Here is a 21,932-nt window from a genome sequence, read left to right as displayed (position 1 = left end):
GCCCTTCGTCCAGCCATTCGGAAACCGAATGGTAGACGCGAATTCATTGCGCTTTACGGCAGATCGAGGCCACGCGACAGTGGCGGCCATGGAAGCCGCTGCCCCGACGACCGCCACCACGGCCACCACTGCCACCGCTGCCACCACTGCCACCGCTGCCACGACTGCCCCGACCGCCACGCCGGTCGCCGCGCAGGCGCGCCGCGAGCGCCGCAACGGACACGGGCTGATGATCGCCGGCGGCCTGCTGCTCGGCACCCTGGGTGTGTTCATCGAGCGCGCCGGCCAGGACCCGCTGACGACGGTCTGGTTCCGCTGTGCCTTCGGCCTCGCCGCGCTGCTGGCCTGGGGCGCGGCCCGCGGCCGGCTGCACGAGCTGAAGCTGGCCGCGGCGCCGCTCGCGGCGGTGACCGGCGCCGGCGCGCTGATGATCGGCAGCTGGGCGCTGTTCTTCGCGGCGATCGAGCGCACCTCGATCGGCGTCGCGACCGTCGTCTTCCACGTGCAGCCGGTGTGGCTGCTGATCGCCGGTGCGTGGCTGCAGCGCACGCCGCTGTCGCCGCAGCGGCTGGCCGCCGCGCTGCTCGCGCTGGCCGGGCTGGCGGCGGCCTCCGGGCTGCTCGACGGCGGATTCTCGATGGCCGCTCACGATGCACGCTACTGGGCCGGCGTCGGCATGTGCCTCGGCGGCTCGTTCGCCTATGCCGGCGTCGCGCTGATCGCGCAGGGCGCGGCGCGCTCGGCCGGTTCGTTCGCGCTGGCCACGTGGCAGTGCGCGGTCGGCGCGCTGCTGCTCGCCTGGTGGCCGCTGCTGCACGGCTGGCCGGCGTTCGGCCCGGCCTGGGGCTGGCTCGCCGGCCTCGGCGTGCTGCACAGCGGCCTCGCCTACGTCGTGCTGTACGCCGGCGTCGCGCGGCTGCCGGCCGAGCGGGTGGCGCTGCTGCAGTTCGTCTACCCGGCCGCGGCGATCGTCTTCGATGCGCTGGTCTACGGCCGCTGGCTCGGCGGCGTGCAGCTGGCCGGCGTGCTGGTGATGGGCCTCGCGCTGGCCAGCCTGGTGCCGCGCGACCGCACCGCGCGCGGATGACGAGGGCAGCGGCGTCAGCCCTGCGGCGGCGTCTCGGGCATCACCAGCTGCGTCTGCGTCACCACCGCGCAGAGCTTGCCCTCGGCCGAGCGGATCATCGTCTGCCAGACCATCGTCGTGCGGCCGCGGTGCAGCGCGATGCATTCGCCGGTCACCGTGCTGCCCAGGCGCGCGCCGGCGATGAACTTGGTGCTGGAGTCGGTGGTCGTCGTGCGCGTGCCCGGCGGCATGTTCAGGAAGGTGCCCACCGCCCCCAGCGTGTCGGCGAAGGCCATGTACGCGCCGCCGTGCAGGATGCCGCCGGTGGTGCACAGCGCGGCCTTGACCGGCAGCTCGGCCAGCACGCGCTCGGGTTCGAGCGCGACGAGCCGCACGCCCATCAGCCCGGGGAACAGCGGTTCGAGGATCGCCTGCGTGGCGTCGAGCGACAGCTGCGGCATCGAAGGTCTCCTTGGCGCGAGGGAGGTTGGCCGGGGACAGCGGCCAGGGCAGGGCAGGCGATCTTAGGCCGGGGCGCGGGGCTGGGGCACGGTGTCGTTCAACCCCACACCAGCCCGACCAGGAAGCGCGCCGACACCGCCAGCAGGAAGAGGCCGAACGCCACCTCGAGCCGCCGCTTCGGCCAGCGGTGCGCGAGCCTGGCGCCATAGGGCGCGGCCCAGGCGCTGGTCGGCATCAGCAGCGCGAAGCCGATCAGCGACACGTAGCCGATCGCCGCCGGGAACTGCAGCGCGGCCACCGCGGGGAAGTCCGCCGCCTTCGGCCAGCCGGCGACCATGTAGCCGATGGCGCCGGGAATCGCGATCAGCGAGCCCAGGCCGGCCGAGGTCGCGATGGCCTGGTGGATCGGCCGGCCGTACAGCGTCATGAAGAGGTTGGACAGCTGCCCGCCGCCGATGCCCATCAACGACGACAGCAGGCCGATCACCACGCCGTACAGCCGCATGCCCAAGCGTCCCGGCATCTCGCCGAACAGGCTGCCGGCGTTGCGGAAGAACAGCAGCCGCGCCGCCGAGGCGCTGGCGACGACAACGAACACGCCCTTGAAGAGGCTCGGCGGCGCGAAGCGGGCGACCGCGGTGCCGGCGATCACGCCCAGCACCACCGGCACCGCCCACAGGCGCACGATCTCCAGGTCGGCGGCGCCGTGCGCGCGGTGGGTGCGGAACGAGCGCAGCGAGGTCGGCACGATCACCGCCAGCGAGGTGCCGACGCACAGCGGCATGCGCACGCTCTCGGGCACCTGCAGTGCGCCGAAGACTTCGTAGAGCACCGGCACCAGCACGGCGCCGCCGCCGACCCCGAACAGGCCGGCGAGCACGCCGGTGACGCAGCCGGCGACGGCGAGGGCGGCGGCCAGCCAGGCGAGCTGGATCGGATCGAGCGGGATGTTCATCGGGCGCCGAGCATGCCATGCCGCGAGACCGCGGCGCGGACGCTCAGCGCCGTTCGCGCTCGATCAGGCGCTTCAGTTGCGCCAGGTCGCCGGCCGCCGCCTCGGCCCGATGCACCAGCGCCTGCGGCGCCGGCGCGTCGTCGAACAGCGTCAGCAGCACCTCGCACAGCGACAGGTCGTCGCCGTGCGGCAGCGCGCGCAGCGCGACGAAGCGGGCCGCGTCCTCGGCCTCCAGCACGCAGTGGTCGGCGATGCCGAAGGCGTTGCGCTCGGTGAAGCGCACCTTGGCCTCGGCGCCGTCGGCGCGGCGGGCGATCCAGTCGCCGCCGCGCCGGCATTCCAGCGTCGGGCCGATCCACGAGGCCCAACGTGCGAAGTTCGCGGCCTGGCCGAGGAAGTCGCAGACCTCGCGCCAGGGCCGCGCGATCGTCGTCTGCACGGTGTGCGCGGCCATGCGGACTCGCGCGCGGCGTCAGCAGCCGGTGGCGCCGCCGGCGAACATCGCCTGCACGCGCTGCTGGATCTGCGCTGGCGTCAGGTCCTCCTTGTGGGTCGAGATGAACCACTGGTGGCCGAACGGATCGGTGATCGTGCCCGAGCGGTCGCCCCAGAACTGATCGGCCACCGGCATGCCCGCCGTCGCGCCGGCAGCGATCGCTTTTGCCACGGTGGCATCGGCGTCGGGCACGAAGAGGATCACCGTCGTCGACGAGCCGCCCAGCGTCTTCGGCCCGCGCGAACCGTGCTGCAGGCTCTCTTCGGTGAGCATGAAGCGCGCCGGACCGACCCTGAGCTCCGAGTGCATCACCTTGCCGTCGGGCGTGTTCATCTTCGTCACCAGCTCGGCGCCGAAGACCCGCTGGTACCAGGCGATCGCATCCTCGGCGCCCTGGGCGACGAGGTAGGGCGTCGCGCCGTCGGACGCCGGCACCGGGTTCACCGCGGCGGGCTTCGCAGCATGGCCGGCCTTCAGCGCGGCCGCTTCGGCCATCAGCCGTTCTTCCTGCGCGCGCAGCTCGGGCGTGAATTCGGCGCCGAAGTCCTCGGCCTCGAAGACCTGGCGCAGTTCGATGACGCTTTCTTCGCCGGTCGGGTTCGGGCAGCGGCGCGCCCATTCGATCGCTTCCTCGCGCGACTTGACCTGCCACAGCCAGTAGCCGGCGATCAGCTCCTTGGTTTCGGCGAACGGGCCGTCGATGACCTGGCGTTCCTTGCCCCTGAACTGGATGCGCGCGCCCTTGGAACTGGGGTGCAGGCCGTTGCCGTCGAGCATCACGCCGGCCTTCACAAGTTCCTCGTTGTAATTGCCCATCTCGCGCAGCAGGTCCTCGCTCGGCATCACGCCGGCTTCGGTGTTGCGGTCGGCCTTGATGATCACCATGAATCGCATGTCGTCTCTCCTGGATGGTTCGAAGGAAGGAAGCATCGTGCTTCTGACTCCACGACGAACGACGATCGCGTGCTTCGACAGGCGGCGCGCACTTTTTTGTAACAGCGGCTGAAAAGAACGGGGGCGGATCGACCCTCAGGTGTCGATCCGCCCCCGGCGGCGTGTTCGCGTGAAAGGAAGGACAGGATCAGGCGAGCACGCTGCAAGCACGGCGCGCGGAGGCCAGCTGCTGCGGCAACCAGGCGCCGACGGTCTCGAGGACCACCGGTTCGCTCGCCGGCAGGTGGCCGGCGAATTCGGTGTAGATGCGGTCGCGGGCCACGCCCTGCTGGTTCAGCTGCTGCCGCAAGGCCTCGGCACGCCGCTGCGCGAGCAGCCGGCGGTCTTCGGCCGCGCGGGCGTCGGCGGCGGTCAGCGGCACGCGGATCACCACCACTTCGACCTCGGTGGCCTCGAGCGCGCGGGCGTAGGCGGCGACGCGGGCGCGGCCGGTCGGCGTCAGCGTGACGCCGCCGCGCGGGAACAGCGCTTCCATGTCGAAGGCGGTCTCGCGCGCCTCGGGCGTCACCGGCCCGCAGGTGTCGGCCTGTGCGCGGGCGCCGCCCGGCGCCGCGGCCGCGGCCATCGGCAGGATCAGCGCACCGGTGGCCAGTGCGGCCACCGCGAGGAGCCGCGGAAGTCCATGAAGCCGGCCCTTCTTGTCCATCTGAATGCTCCTCGCGCTGGCGCGCCCGTGATCACCCGCGCATGCGCACGGGCTGGTCGTTGTTGGAGATGTACACCTCGACCCGGCGGTTCAGCGCGCGGTTGGTGTCGGTGCGGTTGTCGGCGACGGGATAACTCTCGCCGTAGCCGGTGAAGGTGACGCGGTCGGGGCCGATGCCCATGCCGGTCAGCACCGCGGCCACGGCCTCGGCGCGCCGGCGCGACAGCTGTTCGTTGTAGCTGGCCGAGCCGATGCTGTCGGTGTGGCCCTCGATCAGCACGCGGCGGTCCGGGTACTGCTTCAGGAAGTCGGCGAGCTTCTGCAGCTGGCCCTGGGCCGTCGGCTTCAGGTCCGCGCGGTTGAACTCGAACAGCACGTCGCCCAGCGTGACCAGCAGGCCGCGCTCGGTCTCCTTGGCCTGCAGGTCGGTCAGCCGCTGCTGCAGCACCTGCGTGCGCTGCTGCGCCGCGGCGGCATCGGCCTGGGCCATCGCCGCCTGCTGCTCGGCGCTCATCGCCCGCTGCTCGGCGGCCGAGGCCTGGGCCTGCGCCGCGCTGGCCTGCGCCTGCGCGTTGCTGGCCTGGGCGCGTGCGCGCTGGGCTTCGGCGGTGCGCACGTCGGCGCGGGCGCGTTCGCGGTCGGCCTCGGCGGACTTGATCGCGTCTTCCTGGCGCTTGGCCTGGCCGATCGAGATCGCGGTGCGGGCCTGCGCGTCGGCAACCTTGGCCGCGCTGATCACGGCGCTCGGCGCTTCGCGCTCGGCCAGCATGGCGTTGGCGCGGTTCAGCGTGTCGGTGGCTTTCTTCAGCTCGAGCGCGGCGTGCGCCAGCACCGCCGGATCGGTCTCGGCCTGGCGCACGGTGGCACGGGCCTCGAGCAACTCGGGCGGCGCCGACGGCGTGCTGGCACAGGCGCCAAGCAGCAGCGCACAGGCGGCGGCGGAAGCAGTGAGCAGTCGCTTCATGGTGTTGTCTCCTGCGAAACGGTCAGGCGGCGGGTCAGGACGGCGCGCGTGCGATCTCGGCACGCAGCGCGCGGATGCTTTCGCGGACTTCGGCCAGCGCGCGGTTCGCCCGCACCGAGCGCGCCTGCGCTTCGGCAAGGTTGGCCTCGGCCTCGGCCTGCTCGGCCAGTTGCTTGGCGAACGCGTAGTCCTTGTTCGCGTAGGCGATCTGGGCACGGGCCATCTTGTCGCGCGCCGATGCCAGCTCGACGGGCGCTTCGGCGGCGTTGGTGCCGCTCGCGCGTTCGACCGCGGCCTTGGCGACCGCCATCTGTTCCTTCGGCGGCTCGGTGCTCGCACAGGCGGACACCAGGACCACAGCGGCCGCGGCCCATGCGGGCGATCGCAGCCAGCTCCGCAAATTCGCAGCAGCTCGGTTCATGTGCGCTCCAACAACAGGGTGATTCGGATGTGCGAGCGGCCCGTTCGACAGCGGCGGGCCCATCGCGGTGAGATCACTCTAGGTCCGGCCTCCCGGCCGGGTTCGTCGGAAGTGCGCGCAACCCCGGGTCGGATTCGACCTACGGGGTGTGCGTGTGTTGTGAGCGCCGACTTTCGCCGAGACTCAATCCAGTGCTTCGGCACCGAGCAGTCGCAGGGCCGCATCCCGCACCGCGTCGGCCTGCGGCACGCCGGCCTGCTCCAGCGGCCAGGACGCCGGCGACGGCGCGTCGGGGCCGGTGATGCGCTTGACGGGCGCCTTCAGCGCGTCGAAGGCCTGCTCGCTGACCAGCGCGGCCACCTCGGCGCCGACGCCGCACAGCCCGCTGGCTTCATGCACGACGATCAGCCGGCCGGTCTTGCGCACCGAACGCAGGATGGTCGCGCTGTCCAGCGGCTTCAGCGTGCGCAGGTCGATCACCTCGGCCGAGACGCCCAGCAGCGCGAGCGCCTCGGCGGCCTGGCGGCAGGTGTCGACCGTCTTCGCGTACGACACCAGCGTGACGTCGCTGCCGGCGCGCACGACCGCGGCCTGGCCCAGCGGCACGAGGTGTTCGCCCTCCGGCACCTCGCCGGGGTTGAAGCCGAGCGCGAGGTCGGTGAAGAACAGCACCGGGTTGTCGTCGCGGATCGCGGACTTCAGCAGGCCCTTGAAGTCCGCCGCGTTGCTGGGCATCACCACCTTCAGCCCCGGCGCGTGCACGAACATCGCCTCGAGGTTGTGGTTGTGCTGCGCGCCGACGCCCCAGCCGGCGCCGGTCATCGTCATCACGACCATCGGGAACTGGAACTGGCCGCCCGACAGGTAGCGCAGCTTGCCGGCGGAGTTGACGATGCCGTCCATCGCCAGCGTCAGGAAGGGCGCGAACAGCAGGTCGACCACGGGGCGCAGGCCCATCGCGGCGGCGCCGGCCGCGGTGCCGGCGATCACGCCTTCGGCGAGCGGCGTATTGCGGATGCGTTCGCGGCCGAATTCGGCGACCAGGTCGGCGCGTTTGGTCGCGACGCCTTCGCCGAACATCATCACGCGCGCATCGCGGCGCATCTCCTCGGCCAGGGCCTGGCCGATCGCGTCGTTGACAGTCAAGGTGCTCATCGGAATTCCTTCGGTGATCGGGGGGGTTCAGGCGTAGACGTCGCGGGTGAGTTCGGACGCGTCGGGGTAGGGCGAGGCCTGCGCGAAGGCGAGGGCCGCCTCGAGCGTCGCCTGCACGCGCTGTTCCATCGCGGCGAGCTCGCCGCGGGCCAGCACGCCGTCGGCCAGCAGGCGCTCGCTCAGCGTGCGGATCGGCTCGGCGGCGCGGGCGGCCTGCAGCTCGGCGGGGTCGACGTAGGCCTGGTCGTCGGGTTCGTAGTGGCCGCGCAGGCGGTAGGTGTTCAGCTCGAGGAAATAGGGCCGGCCGGTGGCGCGGATCTGCTCGACCGCCATGCTCGCCGCGGCGAACACCGCATCGGCATCGTTGCCGTCGACGCTGGCCGCCGGCAGCTGGTGCGACGCCGCCCACTCCCGGATCGGGTTGCCGGGCATGGTCTCGCGGCGGTGCACGTAGGCCTGCCACTCGTTGTTCTCGCAGATGAACAGCAGCGGCAGCTGCCAGGTCACCGCGAGGTTCAGCGCCTCGTGGAAGATGCCTTCGCAGGCCGCGCCGTCGCCGAAGAAGACGGCGGTGATGCCGGGCTGGTGCTGCATCTTCTGCGCGAGCGCGACACCCGGGGCCAGCGACAGCTCGCCGCCGACGATGGTCGAGGTCAGCACGACGCCGAGCGCCTTCGCGCTGATGTGCAGCGAGCCGCTCTTGCCGCGGCAGTAGCCGTCGACACGGCCGAGGATCTCGGCCAGCACGCGGCCGGGGTCGGCGCCGCGGGCCAGCAGGTGCGCGACGCTGCGGTGGTTGCTGAGGATCAGGTCCTGCGCGCCGAGCGCGCGGATCGCGCCGACGGCGGCGGCTTCCTGGCCGACGCTGGTGCAGGTGCCGGGTGCGCGGCCCTCGGCCTGCAGCGCGGCGACGTTCTCCTCGAACGCGCGGATCAGCATCATCGTCTCGAGCATCGAGAGACGGGCAATCGGATCGGTGGGGGTGGTCACGGGGTCCTCGGTCATGCGGGAGTGGGCATGACGTCACTCTAGGAATCCGTGCCCCACGCCGCATGCGCCGAAGGAGCCAACGCACCGTGGCCCGACGGGCCACCGGGCCCGCCGCTGCCGGGGTCAGGCCACCGCCGCCGGCTGCGCGAAATGCGCCATCGCCGCCTGGACGCCGCTGCCGGCGACCGGCACGCCGGCCAGCTTCAGGCCCATCTCGACGCCGGCCAGCGCGGCGATCAAGGTCAGGTCGTTGCAGTCGCCGAGGTGGCCGATGCGGAACATGCGGCCCTTGAGCTTGCCGAGGCCGGTGCCCAGCGAGCAGTCGAAGCGCTGATGGATCACCCGCCGCAGGCCATCCGCATCGACGCCCGCCGGCGTGACCACGCCGGTCAGCACCGGCGAATGCAGGCGCTCGTCGGCGCACTGCGTCGGCAGACCCCAGGCGCGCACCGCGGCATGCACGCCGTCGCGCCAGCGCCGGTGCCGCGCGAAGATCGCCGGCAGGCCCTGGCCCAGCACCATGTCCAGCGCCTCCGCCAGGCCGTACAGCAGGTTGGTGTTGGGCGTGTACGGCCAGTAGCCGGTGGCGTTCATCTCGACGATCTCGTCCCAGGCCCAGTACGAGCGCGGCAGGCGCGCACGCTTGCTGCGCTCGAGCGCCTTCGGCGACAGCGCGTTGAAGCTGATGCCGGGCGGCAGCATCAGGCCTTTCTGCGAGCCCGAGACCGTGACGTCGACGCCCCACTCGTCGTGGCGGTAGTCGGCCGACGCCAGGCCGGAGATGGTGTCGACCATCAGCAGCGCCGGGTGGCCGGCCGCGTCGATGGCGCGGCGCACCGCGGCGATGTCCGAGGTCACGCCGGTCGAGGTCTCGTTGTGCACCACGCAGACGGCCTGGATGCGGTGCGCGGTGTCGCGGCGCAGGCGCTGCTCGACCAGGTCGGCCGGCACGCCGTGGCGCCAGGCGAGCGGCAGGCCGGTGTCGGGGCAGGTGCCGGGAAGCGCCAGGAACTCCGGCTCCAGCCCGAGGCGCACGGCCATCTTCTGCCACAGGGTCGCGAAGTGGCCGGTCTCGACCATCAGCACCGCGTCGCCCGGGCTCATCGTATTGGCCAGCGCCGCTTCCCAGGCGCCGGTGCCCGAGGCCGGGTAGATGACCACCGGATGCCGCGTCTGGAACACCTGCTGCATGCCGGCGATGACGCGCTTGCCGAGCACGCCGAACTCCGGGCCGCGGTGGTCGATGGTCGGCAGGCTCATCGCGCGCAGGATGCGGTCGGGCACCGGGCTCGGGCCCGGGATCTGCAGGAAATGGCGGCCGCTGGGATGCTGGTCGAGCGTGATCATTCGATGGCTTTCAGGGGTGGGCGGGGGGGCATCGGATCAGAGCTGCAAGGCAGCCGCGCCGATGCCGGGGAATTCGGCCGTCACGCGGTCGCCGGCCCGGGCGGGCAGGATGCCGCACCAGGTGCCGGTGGTGACGACGGTGCCGGCGCGCACGGTGGCGCCGCCGCGCGTCGCGTGGCGCAGCCAGACCGGCAGCACGAAGGCGGGGTCGTTCATCGCGTGGGTGCCGATGAACTCGAGCGGGGCTCGCGCGCCGATGTCGACCCGGCAGCGCTGGCCGCTCCAATCTGGCGGCAGGAAGGGCGTCCAGTCGCCGAGCACCAGCGCGCCATGCGACTGCAGGTCCGCCAGCTTCGCGAGCGGCGGCGCGGCCAGGCCTTCGGTCCAGCGCGAATCGACCAGCTCGATGGTGACGCACATCGCGTCGACCAGCGCCGCGGCGCCGCCGGCATCCATCGCGGCCGCCTGCGCCGGCGTCACGTCACGGGCCAGGCGCAGCGCGATCTCGGCTTCGATACCGCGCGAATGCAGCGGCCAGTGCCGTGCGTCGGCGGGGCTGTGCCAGACGCCTGGCGCCGGCAGCGGCGCGTGCGTGGGCACCGCGCCGCGCGAGGGGCCGCCGGACTTCCAGTGGCGCGCATGCCGGCCGTCGCCGAGCGCCAGCGCCTCGGCGACGGCGGCCTGCACCGCGTAGGCGGCGTCGGCATCGGGCAGCGGCGGCAGCGCGGCGGCACGCGTGGGTTCGAAGCTTCGTCGCGCATGGATCAGCGCCTGCGCGTGCGCCGTGATGGCATCGGTCATCGAGGGGTTCTTCAGGAGTTCTTCAGAGGGTTCTTCAGAGTTCGGGTCGCCGATCGGCCCAGGGTGCGGCGGCCTCGAAGGCCGCGCCGACCTGCAGCAGCAGGTCGTCGCCGCCGTAGGGGCCGACCAGCTGGATGCCGATCGGCAGGCCCTCGCGCGACGGCGCGGCCGGCAGCGCCAGGCCGGGAAGGCCGGCGGCGTTGACCCAGCCGGTGTAGACCGCATGACCGCGCGGGCCGACGGCGCGGCCGTCGATGACGGGGGGGAAGGGCTCCTCCTTCGGCCACGGCAGCGCCGCGGCCGCGGGCATCACGATCAGGTCGTGCTGCTCGAACAGGCCGGTGCTCTCGCGGCGCAGCCGCTGCACCTCGTCGACGATCTGCCAGACCCGGTCGCCGGGCACGCGCCGACCGGCGTCGGCGGCTTCGCGGTACCGGGCGCTGGCCTGCGCTTCCCACGTCGGATGGCGCGCGAACATCGCCGCCAGGCCGACCTGGCCGATCTGCGGCCAGGCGTCGAGGATCAACGACAGGTCGAGCGGCAGCGGCCCCTGCACGACCTCGTGGCCAAGCCGGGCGAGGCGGTCGACCGCGTCGCGGCAGCTGGCTGCGATCTGCCGGTCGAGCGGGTTGTCGTTCAGCTGCTCGACGTAGAGGATGCGCAGCGCCGTGCTGCGGCGCACGGCCAGCGCGGCCTGCGCCGCGGCGAGCGAATGGCGGTCGGCCGCCGCCGGTCCGCGCAGCGCGTCGAACAGCAGGCGCGCATCGGCCACCGTGCGCGCGACCGGGCCGATGCAGTCGAAGTCCAGCAGCAGACCGGGCAGCGCATGCTCGCGCGGCCACGCGCCGAGCGAGGGCTTCAGCCCCACCAGCCCGGTGTGCGAGGCCGGCCGGCGGATCGAGCCGCCACCGTCCTGCGCGATCGCCAGCGGCGCGATGCCGGCGGCCACCGCGGCCACCGCGCCGCCGCTGGAGCCGCCCGGCGTCAGGGCTGGGTTCCACGGATTGCCGGTGGCGCCGAAGAGCGGGTTCGCGGTGTAGCCGTCGTTGGCGAACTCGGGCACGTTGGTCTTGCCGACGATCAGCGCGCCGCCGGCGCGCGCCCGCGCCACCGCCAGCTCGTCGTGTGCCGGGCGGAAGTCGCGCAGCGCGGCGGTGCCGCAGGTGGTCGGCAGGTCGGCGGTGAAGAGGCTGTCCTTGACGGTCAGCGGCAAGCCGTCGAGCGGGCCGAGTGGCGTGCCGCGCGCAAAGCGCTCGCCGGCGGCGTCGGCCTCGGCCCGCAGCGCGTCGTCGCGCCGCGCCACCACCGCGTTCAGCCGCGCATTCACCGCGTCGCAGCGCGCCAGCACCGCCTCGATCACCGCGCGCGGCGCCAGTGTGCCGTCGCGGTAGCGGCGCTGCAGCTCGGTGGCGGGGAGGCGCCAGAGGTCGTCGTGCATCACAGGCTCCGGTCAGGGGCGAAGAACATCGCGCCGCCTCCTCACATGTGGCCCGGCAGCCAGGTCGCGAGACCGGGCACCGCCAGCAGCAGGATCGTGAAGGCGATCATGATCAGCGCGTACGGCAGCGCGCCCCAGATCGCGTCCTCCAGCCCGCCCTTGTCCGGCCGGATGCCGTGCACGACGAACAGGTTCATGCCCACCGGCGGCGTGATCAGTCCGAGCTCGCACATCAGCACGATGAAGATGCCGAACCAGATCGGGTCGACGCCGAGCGCGACCGCGATCGGGTAGGTGATCGGGATCGTCGCGACCTGCATCGACAGCACGTCCATGAACATGCCGAGCACCAGGTAGAACACGATCAGTGCCAGGATCAGCCCGGTGGCCGACAGCCCGAGGCCGGCAACCCACTTGGTCATCGACTCGGCGACGCCGGTCAGGCTGATCGTCAGGTTCAGGATGAAGGCCGCGGTGATGATCAGGAGGATCATGCCGCTCACGCGTGCGGTGCTGACGAAGCAGGTGCGCAGCACTTCCCAGCTCAGCTTGCCCGACTGCGCGACGAAGCCCAGGGCGGCGATGACGCCGAGCGCGGCGCTCTCGGTGGTCGTCGCGATGCCGAAGTAGAGGCTGCCCATCACGATGCCGAACACCACCAGCGGCGGCACCAGGAACTGCAGCGTGCGCAGCCGCTCGGCCAGCGGCACCGGCTCCTCGCGCTTGACCGTGCCGCTCATCACGCTCGATATCCAGATGTAGAGCATGAAGCAGCCGGTGAGCAGCAGCCCGGGGATGATGCCGGCGACGAACAGCTTGCCGATCGAGTTGTTCGTCAGCGAGCCGTAGACGATCATGTTGACCGACGGCGGGATCAGGATGCCGAGCGTGCCGCCGGCCGCCAGCGAGCCCAGCGAGGCGCGCATCGAGTAGCCGCGCTTGCGCAGCGACGGCAGCGCGACGGTGCCGACGGTGGCCGCGGTGGCCACCGACGAGCCCGAGGTCGCCGCGAACAGCGCGCAGCTGCCGATGTTGGTGTGCAGCAGCCCGCCCGGCAGCCGCCCCAGCCAGGCCGACAGCGCGATGTACATGCGGTCGGCGATGCCCGATCGCAGCAGCAGCTCGCCCAGCAGCACGAACAGCGGGATGGAGGTCAGCAGGTTCTCGTTCTGCACGCCCCAGACCACCGGGGCGATCGAGTCCATGAACGGCGTGCCGTAGGCGGCGATGCCGCCGACGATGCCGACCAGCGCCATCGACACGGCGATCGGCACGCCCATCAGCATCATGCCGATCATCGCGGCGAACGCGAGACCGAAGAGGGCGGGGCTCATGCTTTGATCTCCTGTGCGGGTGCCGCCTCCTGGCGCGCGGCCAGGTCGTCGAGCTCTTCCTTCAGTTCTTCCTTCGCGCTCTTCGGATGGAAGTCGTGGTTCAGCGTGTCGATGCGGCCGGTCAGCGCCAGCACGCTCGCCCGCAGCGCGTAGCCGGTGGCGACGAGCGCGAAGGTCACGAGCCCCGCGTACCAGACGCCCTGCGGCCAGATCAGCGGCGTCGCCCACGGCGTCTGCGCGGTGCTGCCGTACTGCAGCGTGTCGCCGATGACCTTGAACGCGATCCACGCGATGAAGGCGCCGAAGGCCGCCAGCGAGGCGATCGACAGCCAGTTCAGCGCCGCCTGCAGCGCGCGCGGGAAGCGCTCGTGGAAGACGTCGACGCGGATGTGGTTGCGGCCCATCAGCGCCAGGCTGAACGCGATCGTCGAGCCGACGGCGAGCGCGTAGCCGCCGAGCTCGTCGGCGCCCTGGATCGAGACGTTGAACAGCTTGCGGGCCATCGTCTCGACGGTGACGATCACCGACAGCGCGAGGAAGATCAGGCCGAAGGCGCTGGCCAGCGCGGTCTCGATGCGGTCCTTCATGCCGGCTCCTCGGGAGGTGGCGGCGGGCGCCGCGGCGGCAGCCGCCGCGGCGCCGACCACCGGCGGGGTGGTCGCGGCGCCGATGGCGCCGCCGGAGGTGAGGGCGCCTGTCATCACTGCAGCCCCAGCGTCTTGCCCACCGTCGCGCTCCAGCGCTGCGAGCAGCCCGGGTTCGACTTGTCGCAGACCTCGGCCCACACCGGCAGGCTGACCTTGCTGACCGCGCTGCGCACGAGATCGCCGTCGGCCGACGTGACCGCCACGCTGGTCAGCTTGAACTTCTTGCCGGTGGTGCACGGGTCCTTGCCGGCATTGCAGTTGACCGCGTCGTTGAACAGCTCCTCGCTGTACTTCCAGATCTCGTCGGTGAGCCCGTCGAAGGCGGCCTTGAGCTTCGCCTGCTGGTCGGGCAAGAGCCGGTTCCAGGCCTTCAGCGAGATCGCGTAGCCGTTGAGCGCCATCTGGAAGCCCAGCGGCAGCTGGTGCGTGGTGACCTCGGGCCAGCCGGCGGAGTTGGCCGAGCTGGGCCCGGTGACCGCGCAGTCGACGACGCCCAGCGACAGCGACTGGTGCGTGTCGGCGAAGGCCACCGGCACCGGCGTCGCACCCACCAGCTCCATGAACTTCGCGAGGTTCTGGTCGTACACGCGCACCTTCATGCCCTTGACGTCGGCCAGCTTCGTGATCGGCTTCTTGCAGAACAGGATCTGCGGGCCGAAGGGCCAGACGCCGAGCAGCTTGACGTTGAACTGCTTCTGCAGCCGCTGGTCGGCGATGTCGAAGTAGGCCTGCGCCACCTTGCGGCCGGTGGCGTAGTCGGGGCTGCCGCCGACGAGGTCCAGGCCGAGGATCGTCGGCTCGTCGCGCGAGTTCTGCGATACGCGCAGCGACACGATGTCGAACAGGCCGGCCTTCATCACGCGCAGCTGCTCGGTGTCCTTGATGCCCAGCGTATCGATCGGCTTGTAGTCGGCGTCGATCGGCAGTCCGGTGCGGGCGGCGAACTGCTCGAAGAACGGCTGCTCCTTCTGCTTCTGGATCAGCCCGGTGGCCAGCGGCTGGCCGATGACCTTGAACTTCAGGCGCTCCTGGGCGCGGGCGGGCAGGGCGGTGGCGGTGGCGAGGGCGAGCGCGGCCAGCGCCGCGGCGAGGCGGACATGCATGGAAGACTCCTTGGGAGGGGGTGGCGGAGGCGGGGGCGGAATCAGGAATCCATCGAGACCTTCGCTTCGCGGGCCACCTGGGCCCACTTGGCGATCTCGGTGCGCGTGAACTGCGCGTAGCGCTCGGCGCTGCCGCCGCCGTCCTCGACGCCGAAGGTCTCGAAACGCGCCTGCACGTCCGGCATCGCCAGCACCGTGTTGACGTCGTCGTTGATGCGCTTGACCAGCGCGGCGGGCAGCTTCGCGGGCGCGGAGAGGCCGTACCAGTTCATCGTCTCGAAGCCGGCGAAGCCGAGCTCCTGCATCGTCGGCACGTCGGGATACGCCTTGGAGCGCTTGCCGCGCGTCTGCGCCAGCGCGATCACGCGGCCGTTTTTCAGGTGCGGCGTGGCCGCGGTCATGGTCTCGAAGGTGTAGCGCACCTGGCCGCCGATCAGGTCGGTCAGCAGCGGCCCGCTGCCCTTGTACGGCACGTGCAGCGCGTCGACGCCGGCGAGCAGCTTGAACTTCTCGATCGCGAAGTGCTGGATCGTCGCCGGGCCGGCGGAGCCGAACGAGACCTCGCCCGGCTTCGCCTTGCACAGCGCGACCACCTCCTTGACCGTCTTCACCGGGTTGTTCGACGCGGTGATCAGGAGGTTCGGCGTCACGCCCAGCAGCACGATGGGCGTGAAGTCGCGCTCGGGGTGGTAGCGCAGCTTCGGGCTCACCGCCGGCAGCAGCGCGTGGCTGTTGATCGTCGAGAGGAACAGCACGCTGCCGTCGCCGGGTTGCTGCGCCGTGTACTCGGCCGCCAGCGCCGACGACGCGCCGGCGCGGTTCTCGACGATCACCTGCTGCTTCCACAGCGTGCCGAGCTTCTCGGCGACGACGCGGGCCAGCGCATCGGCGCCGCCGCCGGGCGGGAAGCCGACGACGAGGCGCACCGGGCCGCTCGGCCAGGCGGCCTGGGCGAAGGTGGCGGGCAGCGCGGCGGTCGCGGCGGCGGCGGCGCTGGTCTGGAGGAACTGACGGCGTTGCATGACGGAGGTCCTTGGTACTGCAGGAGGGGCGAAGCGGGGCGGGCGTGGGGTGGGCGCCGGGGTGGGACGGTCAGCGCCCGCGATCGAGCAGCCGGCCGATCGCCGGCGGCAGGCCGCGGTGCGGTTTGAGGGGCGGCGGCGCGAAGCTGCCGGCGCGCGCCGCGCCCGGCTGCAGCGCGACCAGCGATTCGGCATGGCGCACGGCGCTGGAGACGCCGTCGACGCAGGGCACCGGCAGCCGGCCGCGTAGGTCGCGTGCCAGGCCGGCCAGCGGCGCGCCGGCGAGCACGATCACGTCGGCGCCGTCCTCGACGACGCAGGCCTGCGCCAGCTGCACAAGCCGTTCGCCCTGGTCGCCCTGCACGGTGCCGATGTCGGCCAGCGGCTCGTCGAGCGCTCGGATGCTGGCCAGGCGGCCGGCGAGGCCGTTGCTCTCGACGGTCTCGCGGTACCAGGTGCGGATGCGCTGCGAGATCGCGACGATCGAGAAGCGCCGGCCGAGCAGGCAGGCGCTGGCCAGCGCCGCTTCGGTGAGCCCGGTGACGGGGCAGGGCAGCACCTCGCGCAGCGCCGCCAGGCCGGGATCGCCGAAGGCGGCGACGATCACCGCGTCATGACGTTCGAAGTGCTCGGCCGCCAGCTGCGCGGCCGCGTAGGCGCCGAGCATCGCCTCGAAGCGCGTCTCGATGTAGGCGACGCCGAAGGGCGCCGTCAGCACCTCGATCTGCGTGCCCGGCGCGGCGCTGCGCTGGGCCTCGGCGCGGATCAGCGCGCTGACGCTGTCGGAGATGTTCGGGTTGATCAGCAGGAGTCGGGTCACGATCAAACTCCTTTCGGCGGCACCGGCAGCAGCGACGGCGGATCGCAGCGCAGGAAGCGGCCGCGGCCGGCGCGTGGATGGAAGTGCCGGCCGTCCCACACCACCTCGCCGCCGGCGAGCGTCAGCCCGGGCCACGCGCGCAGCGTCTGGCCCTCGTACGGCGTGTAGTCGACCGCGTGGTGCAGCATCGCGTTCGTCAGCACGAACTCGCGCTCGTCCCAGACCACGAGGTCGGCATCGGCGCCGATCGCGATCGTGCCCTTGCGCGGATGCAGGCCGTAGGCCTTGGCCGGGTTGGTGGACGTCAGCTCGACGAAGCGGTTCAGCGTCATGCGGCCGGCCAGCACGCCTTCGGAATACAGCAGCGGCAGCCGCGTCTCGATGCCGGGAATGCCGTTCGGGATGTGGCGGAAGCTCACTTCCTCGCCGCCCGGCTTCTTGCCCTCCGGCGCGTCGTAGCGGAAGGGCGCGTGGTCGGAGCTGAAGACGGTGAACAGGCCGTCGTTCAGGCCGGCCCAGATCACGTCCTGGTTCGCGCGGTCGCGCGGCGGCGGGCTGCAGACGCAGCGCGCGCCGTGGTAGCTGTCGTCGAGCCCCAGGTCGGCCGCGGTCAGGAACAGGTACTGCGGGCAGGTCTCGGCGAAGACCTTCAGCCCCTGCGCGCGCGCCCAGCGGATCTGCTCGACCGCCTCGCGGCCCGAGACGTGCACGATCAGGATCGGCACGTCGACCAGCTCACCCAGGGCGATCGCGCGGTGGGTGGCCTCGCGCTCGACCAGCATCGGCCGCGCATGCGCATGGAAGCGCGGCGCGGTGCGGCCGGCGGCTTCGAGGCGCTTCGTCAGCCACTCGATGCAGTCGGCGTTTTCCGCATGGATCATCGCCATCGCCCGATGCTCGCGCGCCACGGCCAGCACGTCGAGGATCTGGCCGTCGTCGAGCTTCAGGTCGTCGTAGGTCATGTAGATCTTGAACGACGTGTAGCCGCGGTTGATGAGGTCCGGCAGCTCGTGCTGCAGCACCTGCGGCGTGGGGTCGCTGACGATCAGGTGGAAGGCGTAGTCCACATGGGCGCGGCCCTCGGCGCGGTGGTGGTAGTCGGCCACCGCGGCCAGCAGCGACTGGCCCTTCTCCTGCGCCGCGAACGGGATCACGGTGGTCGTGCCGCCGCAGGCCGCCGAGCGCGTGCCGGACTCGAAGTCGTCGGCCATGCGCAGCGGTGGCGCCATCGGCTGGTCGAGGTGGCAGTGGGCATCGACGCCGCCCGGCGTCACGGTGCGGCCGGCGGCGTCGATCTCGCGCGCGCCTGCGGGCAGGCCTTGGCCGAGCTGAACGATCCGGCCGCCGGCGATGCCGATGTCGGCGTCGAAGACGTCCGCGGCGGTCGCCACGCGGGCCCGGCGGATCACCAGGTCGAAGCCGCTCACAGGGCCTCTCCTGAAAGGATTGTCGACAAGCGGGTGGTGGTCATGGCAGCAGGTGGTGTGAATGTCGTCTTCGTTGTCAACATAATCGTCGACAATCAAGTTGTCGCATTCAGTGTTAACACTAGTGTCGACAGTTTTGACCAAAATCGGCATGATCGGATGCAGGCCGTCGCCGAAGATGGCTGCACGACCTCCACCCTTGCCTGAGACACCCATGAACACCCCCGTCCGCCTCGGCGTGCTGACGCCGTCCTCGAACACCGCGCTGGAGCCGCTGACCGCCGCGCTGGCGGCGTTGGTGCCCGGGGGCAGCGCCCACTTCGCGCGTTTCCCGGTCACCGAGATCGCGCTCACCGAGCGCGCGCTCGGGCAGTTCGACGACTCGAAGATCCTCGCCGCGGCCGAGCTGCTGGCCGATGCCAAGGTGCATGCGATCGGCTGGAGCGGCACGTCCTCCGGCTGGCTCGGCTTCGAGGCCGACCGGCGCCTGGTCGAGCGCATCCACCAGCGCACCGGCATCGCCGCGACCACCGCGGTGCTCGCGCTCAACGAGCTGCTCGCGCTGCGCGGCATCACGCGGCTCGCGCTGGTCACGCCCTACACCGCGGACGTGCAGCAGCGCATCGTCGACAACTACCGCAGCCTCGGCATCGAGGTCGTGGCCGAGCGCCACCTCGGCATCCGCGTGAACCACGACTTCGCCGGCGTCGAGCCCGAGCGCCTGCGCACGCTGATGCACGAGGTGGCCGAAGCACGACCGCAGGCGATCACGACCTTCTGCACCAACCTGCGCGCGGCGCCGCTGGCCGAACGCATCGAGGCCGAGCTCGGCATCCCGCTGCTCGACACGGTGTCGACCACCGTCTGGGGCCTGCTGCGCGCGGCCGGCCGCGACCCCGCCGCGGTGCGCGGCTGGGGCCAGCTGTTCGCCTGGGGCTGAACACCATGGACCGCCTCGGCGACGACCCGCTGCGCACCGCGCTGGACGGCACGCTTCCTACAATCGCCGCCGCCGGTGCCTCGCACCTGCGCTGCAACCGCCCGCGCTGCGGCCACCCCGATCCCGTTGCCACGCCGAACGCCACGCCGACCCCAGCCATGCCGACCCGAACCGCGTCCCGCGCTGCCAGCACGCCGGCCCGCCTGCAGCGCGAGAACGCGCAGGACGAGATCTACGAGAAGATCACCGCCGCGATCCTCGAGCACCGGCTGCACCCGGGCACCAAGCTCGTCGAGGAGCGCCTGGCGGAGATCTTCGGCGTCAGCCGCGCGCGCATCCGCGAGGTGCTGGCGCGGCTGGCGCACGAGCAGATCGTCGAGCTCTACCCGCAGCGCGGCGCCTATGTCGCCAAGCCGACGATCGAGCAGGCGCGCGACGTGTTCGAGGCGCGCCGCCTGATCGAGCCGGCGGTGATCCGCCGCCTGGTCGATACGCTGACGCCGGACAAGCTGGAGCAGCTGCGCCGCCACCAGGACCTGGAGATGGACGCCCGCCGCCGCGACGACAAGCGCGCGGTGATCCGTCTGTCGGGCGAGTTCCATTCACTGGCCGCCGAGCTGGCCGGCAACAGCGCGCTCGCGCGCAGCATGCGCGAGCTCTCGGTGCTGACCTGCCTGATGATCTTCCTCTACGACGCGCCGACGACGACCAGCTGCCGCGCCGACGAACACTCGCAGATCATCGACGCCATCGCCAAGCGGGACGCGGCGCGCGCCGAGCGCCTGATGCTCGAGCACCTGGAGCACATCGAGGGCAGCATGAAGCTCGAGGCCGCCAGCGAAGAGGTCGACCTCGAGGCGATCTTCCGCTGACCGCCGGGCACGTGCGCGGCGCGCCGCGCACGCACGCTCAGCGCAGGCCCTTCCACCACGCCTTGTTCTCGCGCGGCTTGCCGACGGTGAGCACCTCGCCGATCTCCGGCGTCGCCAGCGGCAGCGCTTGCGCCTCGGCCAGCGCCGCGATGCGGTCGAGCGGGTCGCGCCAGGTGTGGAAGGCGAGGTCGAAGGTGCTGTTGTGCACCACGTAGAGCAGCTTCGCGCGCAGGTCCTTGAACGCCTGCACCGTCTGCTCGGGCGTGCTGTGCACCGCGGGCCAGTAGGCGTCGTAGGCGCCGTTCTCCATCATCGCCAGGTCGATGCCGGCGAAGCGCTCGCCGATCTGCCGATAACCCGGGAAGTAGCCGGAGTCGCCGCTGTAGAAGATGCGCTGGCCGCCAGAATCGATGATCCAGCCGGCCCACAGCGTGCGGTTGCGGTCCCACAGCGTGCGCCCCGAGAAATGCTGTGCCGGCGTCGCGGTCAGGCCGATCGCGCCGTGGCGGCTCGCCTGCCACCAGTCGAACTCCTCGATGGCCTCCGCGGCCACGCCCATGCCGCGCAGCCGCTCGCCGACGCCCAGCGGCACGAAGTAGCGCTGCACCCGGGCGGTCAGCGCCTCGATGGTCGCGACGTCGAGGTGGTCATAGTGGTCATGCGACAGGATCAGGCCCTCGATAGGGGGCAACTCGGCCAGCGTGATCGGCGGCGGGTGGAAGCGTTTCGGGCCGGCCCACTGCACCGGCGACGCACGCTCGCTGAACACCGGGTCGATCAGCCAGTAGCGGCCGTGCAGCTTCAGCAGGTGCGACGAGTGGCCGAGGCGGATGACGTGGTTCGCCGCCGGGTCCAGCGCGTCGAGCGCGGCGCGGTCGAGCTTGCGCACCGGGATCGCATCCACCGGCACCGTGCCGTCCTTCTTCTGGAAGAGAAAGCGGCGCCAGATCGTCCAGGCATCCTGCGACGGCCGCGCGTCCGGGTTGTCGAGGTTGCGGTAGAGGCCGTCGGGCCCGCGTTGCGCCGAGGAGGCGGCCGCGGCCGCGGGGGCGGTGCCGCTGCTCGCGCAACCGGTGCTGCCGATGCCCAGCGCGGCCAGCAGCAGGACCCAGGCGGCGACGCGCCGCAGTGAACGTCTCATCGTTTCCCTTCGCGTCCGGGCGGGGACAGCGGCGCGAGCTTAACCGCGCGGGCGGCCGGGACCCGCGGGGGGGCCGATGGGCGAAGCCGCGCGGACGAGAGCGGCCCGCGGCCGATCAATGCAGCGCGCGCTTGTCCGGTGCGGGCGGCTCGTCGTCGCGCTGCAGCGGCCCGTGTTCGACGCGCACGCCCTGCACGGGCGATGCGGGTCGCGCGGGCGTGCTGCCGTCGCCCCGCGACAACGCGCGCCAGGCCAGCGCCGCACCGGCACTGCCGAGCAAACGCGAGCGAACGCCCGGGTGGCCGAGGGCCCACGCGGCGAGTGCCCCGCCGACGACGGCGGCCAGCAGGCGGGGCCCCGGGGCCCAGTGCTGCTGCAGGAACTCCGGCCGCGGTCCGCTGCGCTCGTGTGAGCCCTGCAGCGCCGGCTCGCGGCCGATCTCGGCGCGCCAGTCGACGAGGTCCAGCACATGCTGCACGCCAGGCACCGCCTGCACGCCCAGCAGCAGCTTGGCGCGTTCACGCTCGAGCGCCAGCCCTTCGAGCTGCACCGTGCCCGCGTGCGCCTGCACGGCGATCGTGTGCGGATGCGAGATCAGCCGGCCCAGCCGCGCGCGCACCCGCTCGGCGAGCACCGGATCGTCGGGCGCCGGGCCGTGGCGCCCGCGCAGATCGGCCACCAGCCCGTGCGTGCGATGCGACAGGTCGCGCCAGCCGGCGTCGGCGAAGCGCATGACCAGCCGCTGGCCGTGCTGCCAGCGGTCCACCAGCAGCGCGCGGCGGCGCCGGCCCTGCTGCGGATCGAGCAGGGCCATGAACAACGCGCCGGCGCCCGCCGCAAGCAGCAGCGAGCCCGGTCCCAGGCCATGCGGGGGGCGGTGTGCCATCGTCGTCGCCTTTCGAGGGAGTCCGGGAACCGATTGGCGCGGCAA

The 21,932-nt window shown here is 72.1% G+C and carries 23 protein-coding genes and 1 pseudogene; 3 read left to right on the top strand and 21 right to left on the bottom strand.

The features are described 5' to 3' along the window. Nucleotides 1–88 precede the first annotated feature (88 nt). Complete coding sequence (locus tag P1K89_RS26290; RefSeq protein ID WP_284619502.1) at nucleotides 89–1,087, top strand: DMT family transporter; 999 nt, start codon at nucleotides 89–91, stop codon at nucleotides 1,085–1,087. A gap of 14 nt (nucleotides 1,088–1,101) precedes the next feature. Here the strand turns inward: P1K89_RS26290 and P1K89_RS26285 are convergent, their stop codons facing one another. The 19 genes and pseudogenes from P1K89_RS26285 to hydA all read right to left on the bottom strand — a co-directional run bounded on the left by P1K89_RS26285 (nucleotide 1,102) and on the right by hydA (nucleotide 18,048). Beyond that, nucleotides 1,102–1,527, bottom strand: coding sequence for a PaaI family thioesterase (locus tag P1K89_RS26285; protein WP_284619501.1), 426 nt, complete (start codon nucleotides 1,525–1,527; stop codon nucleotides 1,102–1,104). A gap of 98 nt (nucleotides 1,528–1,625) precedes the next feature. Continuing rightward, nucleotides 1,626–2,483 (bottom strand): sulfite exporter TauE/SafE family protein, encoded by an 858-nt coding sequence (locus P1K89_RS26280; RefSeq protein WP_284619500.1) that lies wholly within the window; start codon nucleotides 2,481–2,483, stop codon nucleotides 1,626–1,628. Between the two features lie 43 nt (nucleotides 2,484–2,526). Beyond that, on the bottom strand, nucleotides 2,527–2,937 hold the full coding sequence (locus tag P1K89_RS26275; RefSeq protein WP_284619499.1) for an SRPBCC family protein: 411 nt from the start codon (nucleotides 2,935–2,937) through the stop codon (nucleotides 2,527–2,529). 18 nt (nucleotides 2,938–2,955) lie between these two features. Continuing rightward, on the bottom strand, nucleotides 2,956–3,474 hold the full coding sequence (locus P1K89_RS26270) for a VOC family protein (protein ID WP_284619616.1): 519 nt from the start codon (nucleotides 3,472–3,474) through the stop codon (nucleotides 2,956–2,958). Further along, nucleotides 3,466–3,873, bottom strand: a pseudogene (locus P1K89_RS26265) (YciI family protein); the annotation flags it as partial. The gene P1K89_RS26270 and the pseudogene P1K89_RS26265, both read right to left, overlap by 9 nt. Nucleotides 3,874–4,060: 187 nt before the next feature. Further along, entirely contained in the window at nucleotides 4,061–4,579 is a 519-nt protein-coding gene (locus P1K89_RS26260; protein ID WP_284619498.1) for an OmpA family protein, read from the bottom strand. 31 nt (nucleotides 4,580–4,610) lie between these two features. Further along, a complete protein-coding gene (locus P1K89_RS26255; RefSeq protein WP_284619497.1) occupies nucleotides 4,611–5,543 on the bottom strand; it encodes an OmpA family protein in 933 nt (310 codons plus the stop codon). A 34-nt stretch (nucleotides 5,544–5,577) separates the two neighbouring features. Further along, entirely contained in the window at nucleotides 5,578–6,027 is a 450-nt protein-coding gene (locus P1K89_RS26250; RefSeq protein ID WP_284619496.1) for a DUF4398 domain-containing protein, read from the bottom strand. 120 nt (nucleotides 6,028–6,147) lie between these two features. Further along, nucleotides 6,148–7,119: an alpha-ketoacid dehydrogenase subunit beta gene (locus P1K89_RS26245; protein WP_284619495.1), complete on the bottom strand. Its 972-nt coding sequence runs from the start codon at nucleotides 7,117–7,119 to the stop codon at nucleotides 6,148–6,150. A 27-nt stretch (nucleotides 7,120–7,146) separates the two neighbouring features. Then, entirely contained in the window at nucleotides 7,147–8,109 is a 963-nt protein-coding gene (locus tag P1K89_RS26240; protein WP_284619494.1) for a thiamine pyrophosphate-dependent dehydrogenase E1 component subunit alpha, read from the bottom strand. A gap of 123 nt (nucleotides 8,110–8,232) precedes the next feature. Beyond that, on the bottom strand, nucleotides 8,233–9,456 hold the full coding sequence (locus P1K89_RS26235; protein ID WP_284619493.1) for a pyridoxal-phosphate-dependent aminotransferase family protein: 1,224 nt from the start codon (nucleotides 9,454–9,456) through the stop codon (nucleotides 8,233–8,235). Nucleotides 9,457–9,492: 36 nt separating this feature from the next. After that, the gene (locus P1K89_RS26230; protein WP_284619492.1) at nucleotides 9,493–10,257 is read right to left on the bottom strand and encodes a fumarylacetoacetate hydrolase family protein; all 765 of its coding nucleotides are present in this window, start codon (nucleotides 10,255–10,257) and stop codon (nucleotides 9,493–9,495) included. A gap of 34 nt (nucleotides 10,258–10,291) precedes the next feature. Continuing rightward, nucleotides 10,292–11,695 carry an amidase gene (locus tag P1K89_RS26225; protein WP_284619491.1) on the bottom strand — a complete coding sequence of 468 codons (1,404 nt, stop codon included), beginning with the start codon at nucleotides 11,693–11,695 and terminating at the stop codon, nucleotides 10,292–10,294. A gap of 41 nt (nucleotides 11,696–11,736) precedes the next feature. Continuing rightward, complete coding sequence (locus P1K89_RS26220; RefSeq protein ID WP_284619490.1) at nucleotides 11,737–13,029, bottom strand: TRAP transporter large permease; 1,293 nt, start codon at nucleotides 13,027–13,029, stop codon at nucleotides 11,737–11,739. After that, nucleotides 13,026–13,730, bottom strand: coding sequence for a TRAP transporter small permease subunit (locus P1K89_RS26215; protein WP_284619489.1), 705 nt, complete (start codon nucleotides 13,728–13,730; stop codon nucleotides 13,026–13,028). The genes P1K89_RS26220 and P1K89_RS26215 overlap by 4 nt, the downstream gene beginning before the upstream one ends. Further along, the gene (locus P1K89_RS26210) at nucleotides 13,730–14,779 is read right to left on the bottom strand and encodes a TRAP transporter substrate-binding protein (RefSeq protein ID WP_284619488.1); all 1,050 of its coding nucleotides are present in this window, start codon (nucleotides 14,777–14,779) and stop codon (nucleotides 13,730–13,732) included. The genes P1K89_RS26215 and P1K89_RS26210 overlap by 1 nt, the downstream gene beginning before the upstream one ends. Nucleotides 14,780–14,820: 41 nt before the next feature. Beyond that, nucleotides 14,821–15,801: a Bug family tripartite tricarboxylate transporter substrate binding protein gene (locus tag P1K89_RS26205; RefSeq protein ID WP_284619487.1), complete on the bottom strand. Its 981-nt coding sequence runs from the start codon at nucleotides 15,799–15,801 to the stop codon at nucleotides 14,821–14,823. A 70-nt stretch (nucleotides 15,802–15,871) separates the two neighbouring features. Next, nucleotides 15,872–16,621 (bottom strand): aspartate/glutamate racemase family protein, encoded by a 750-nt coding sequence (locus P1K89_RS26200; RefSeq protein ID WP_284619486.1) that lies wholly within the window; start codon nucleotides 16,619–16,621, stop codon nucleotides 15,872–15,874. A gap of 2 nt (nucleotides 16,622–16,623) precedes the next feature. Further along, complete coding sequence (hydA, locus tag P1K89_RS26195) at nucleotides 16,624–18,048, bottom strand: dihydropyrimidinase (RefSeq protein WP_284619485.1); 1,425 nt, start codon at nucleotides 18,046–18,048, stop codon at nucleotides 16,624–16,626. Between the two features lie 214 nt (nucleotides 18,049–18,262). On the opposite strand from hydA, the gene P1K89_RS26190 reads away from it, so the two are divergent. Together P1K89_RS26190 and P1K89_RS26185 are read left to right on the top strand one after the other, a co-directional pair. After that, nucleotides 18,263–18,988, top strand: a complete 726-nt coding sequence (locus P1K89_RS26190; protein ID WP_284619484.1) for a maleate cis-trans isomerase family protein — start codon at nucleotides 18,263–18,265, stop codon at nucleotides 18,986–18,988. Nucleotides 18,989–19,146: 158 nt separating this feature from the next. Then, complete coding sequence (locus P1K89_RS26185; protein WP_439898036.1) at nucleotides 19,147–19,860, top strand: GntR family transcriptional regulator; 714 nt, start codon at nucleotides 19,147–19,149, stop codon at nucleotides 19,858–19,860. 37 nt (nucleotides 19,861–19,897) lie between these two features. Here the strand turns inward: P1K89_RS26185 and P1K89_RS26180 are convergent, their stop codons facing one another. Both P1K89_RS26180 and P1K89_RS26175 read right to left on the bottom strand, forming a co-directional pair. Next, nucleotides 19,898–21,001, bottom strand: a complete 1,104-nt coding sequence (locus tag P1K89_RS26180) for an MBL fold metallo-hydrolase (protein ID WP_284619482.1) — start codon at nucleotides 20,999–21,001, stop codon at nucleotides 19,898–19,900. A gap of 115 nt (nucleotides 21,002–21,116) precedes the next feature. Then, nucleotides 21,117–21,887: a BON domain-containing protein gene (locus tag P1K89_RS26175; protein WP_284619481.1), complete on the bottom strand. Its 771-nt coding sequence runs from the start codon at nucleotides 21,885–21,887 to the stop codon at nucleotides 21,117–21,119. Between the last annotated feature and the right edge of the window lie 45 nt (nucleotides 21,888–21,932).

Origin of the sequence: Aquabacterium humicola, from assembly GCF_030167915.1 — a bacterium.
GTDB lineage: Bacteria > Pseudomonadota > Gammaproteobacteria > Burkholderiales > Burkholderiaceae_C > Pseudaquabacterium > Pseudaquabacterium humicola.
Note: the sequence above shows the minus strand (reverse complement) of the source record. Positions and strands in the feature narration are given on the sequence as shown.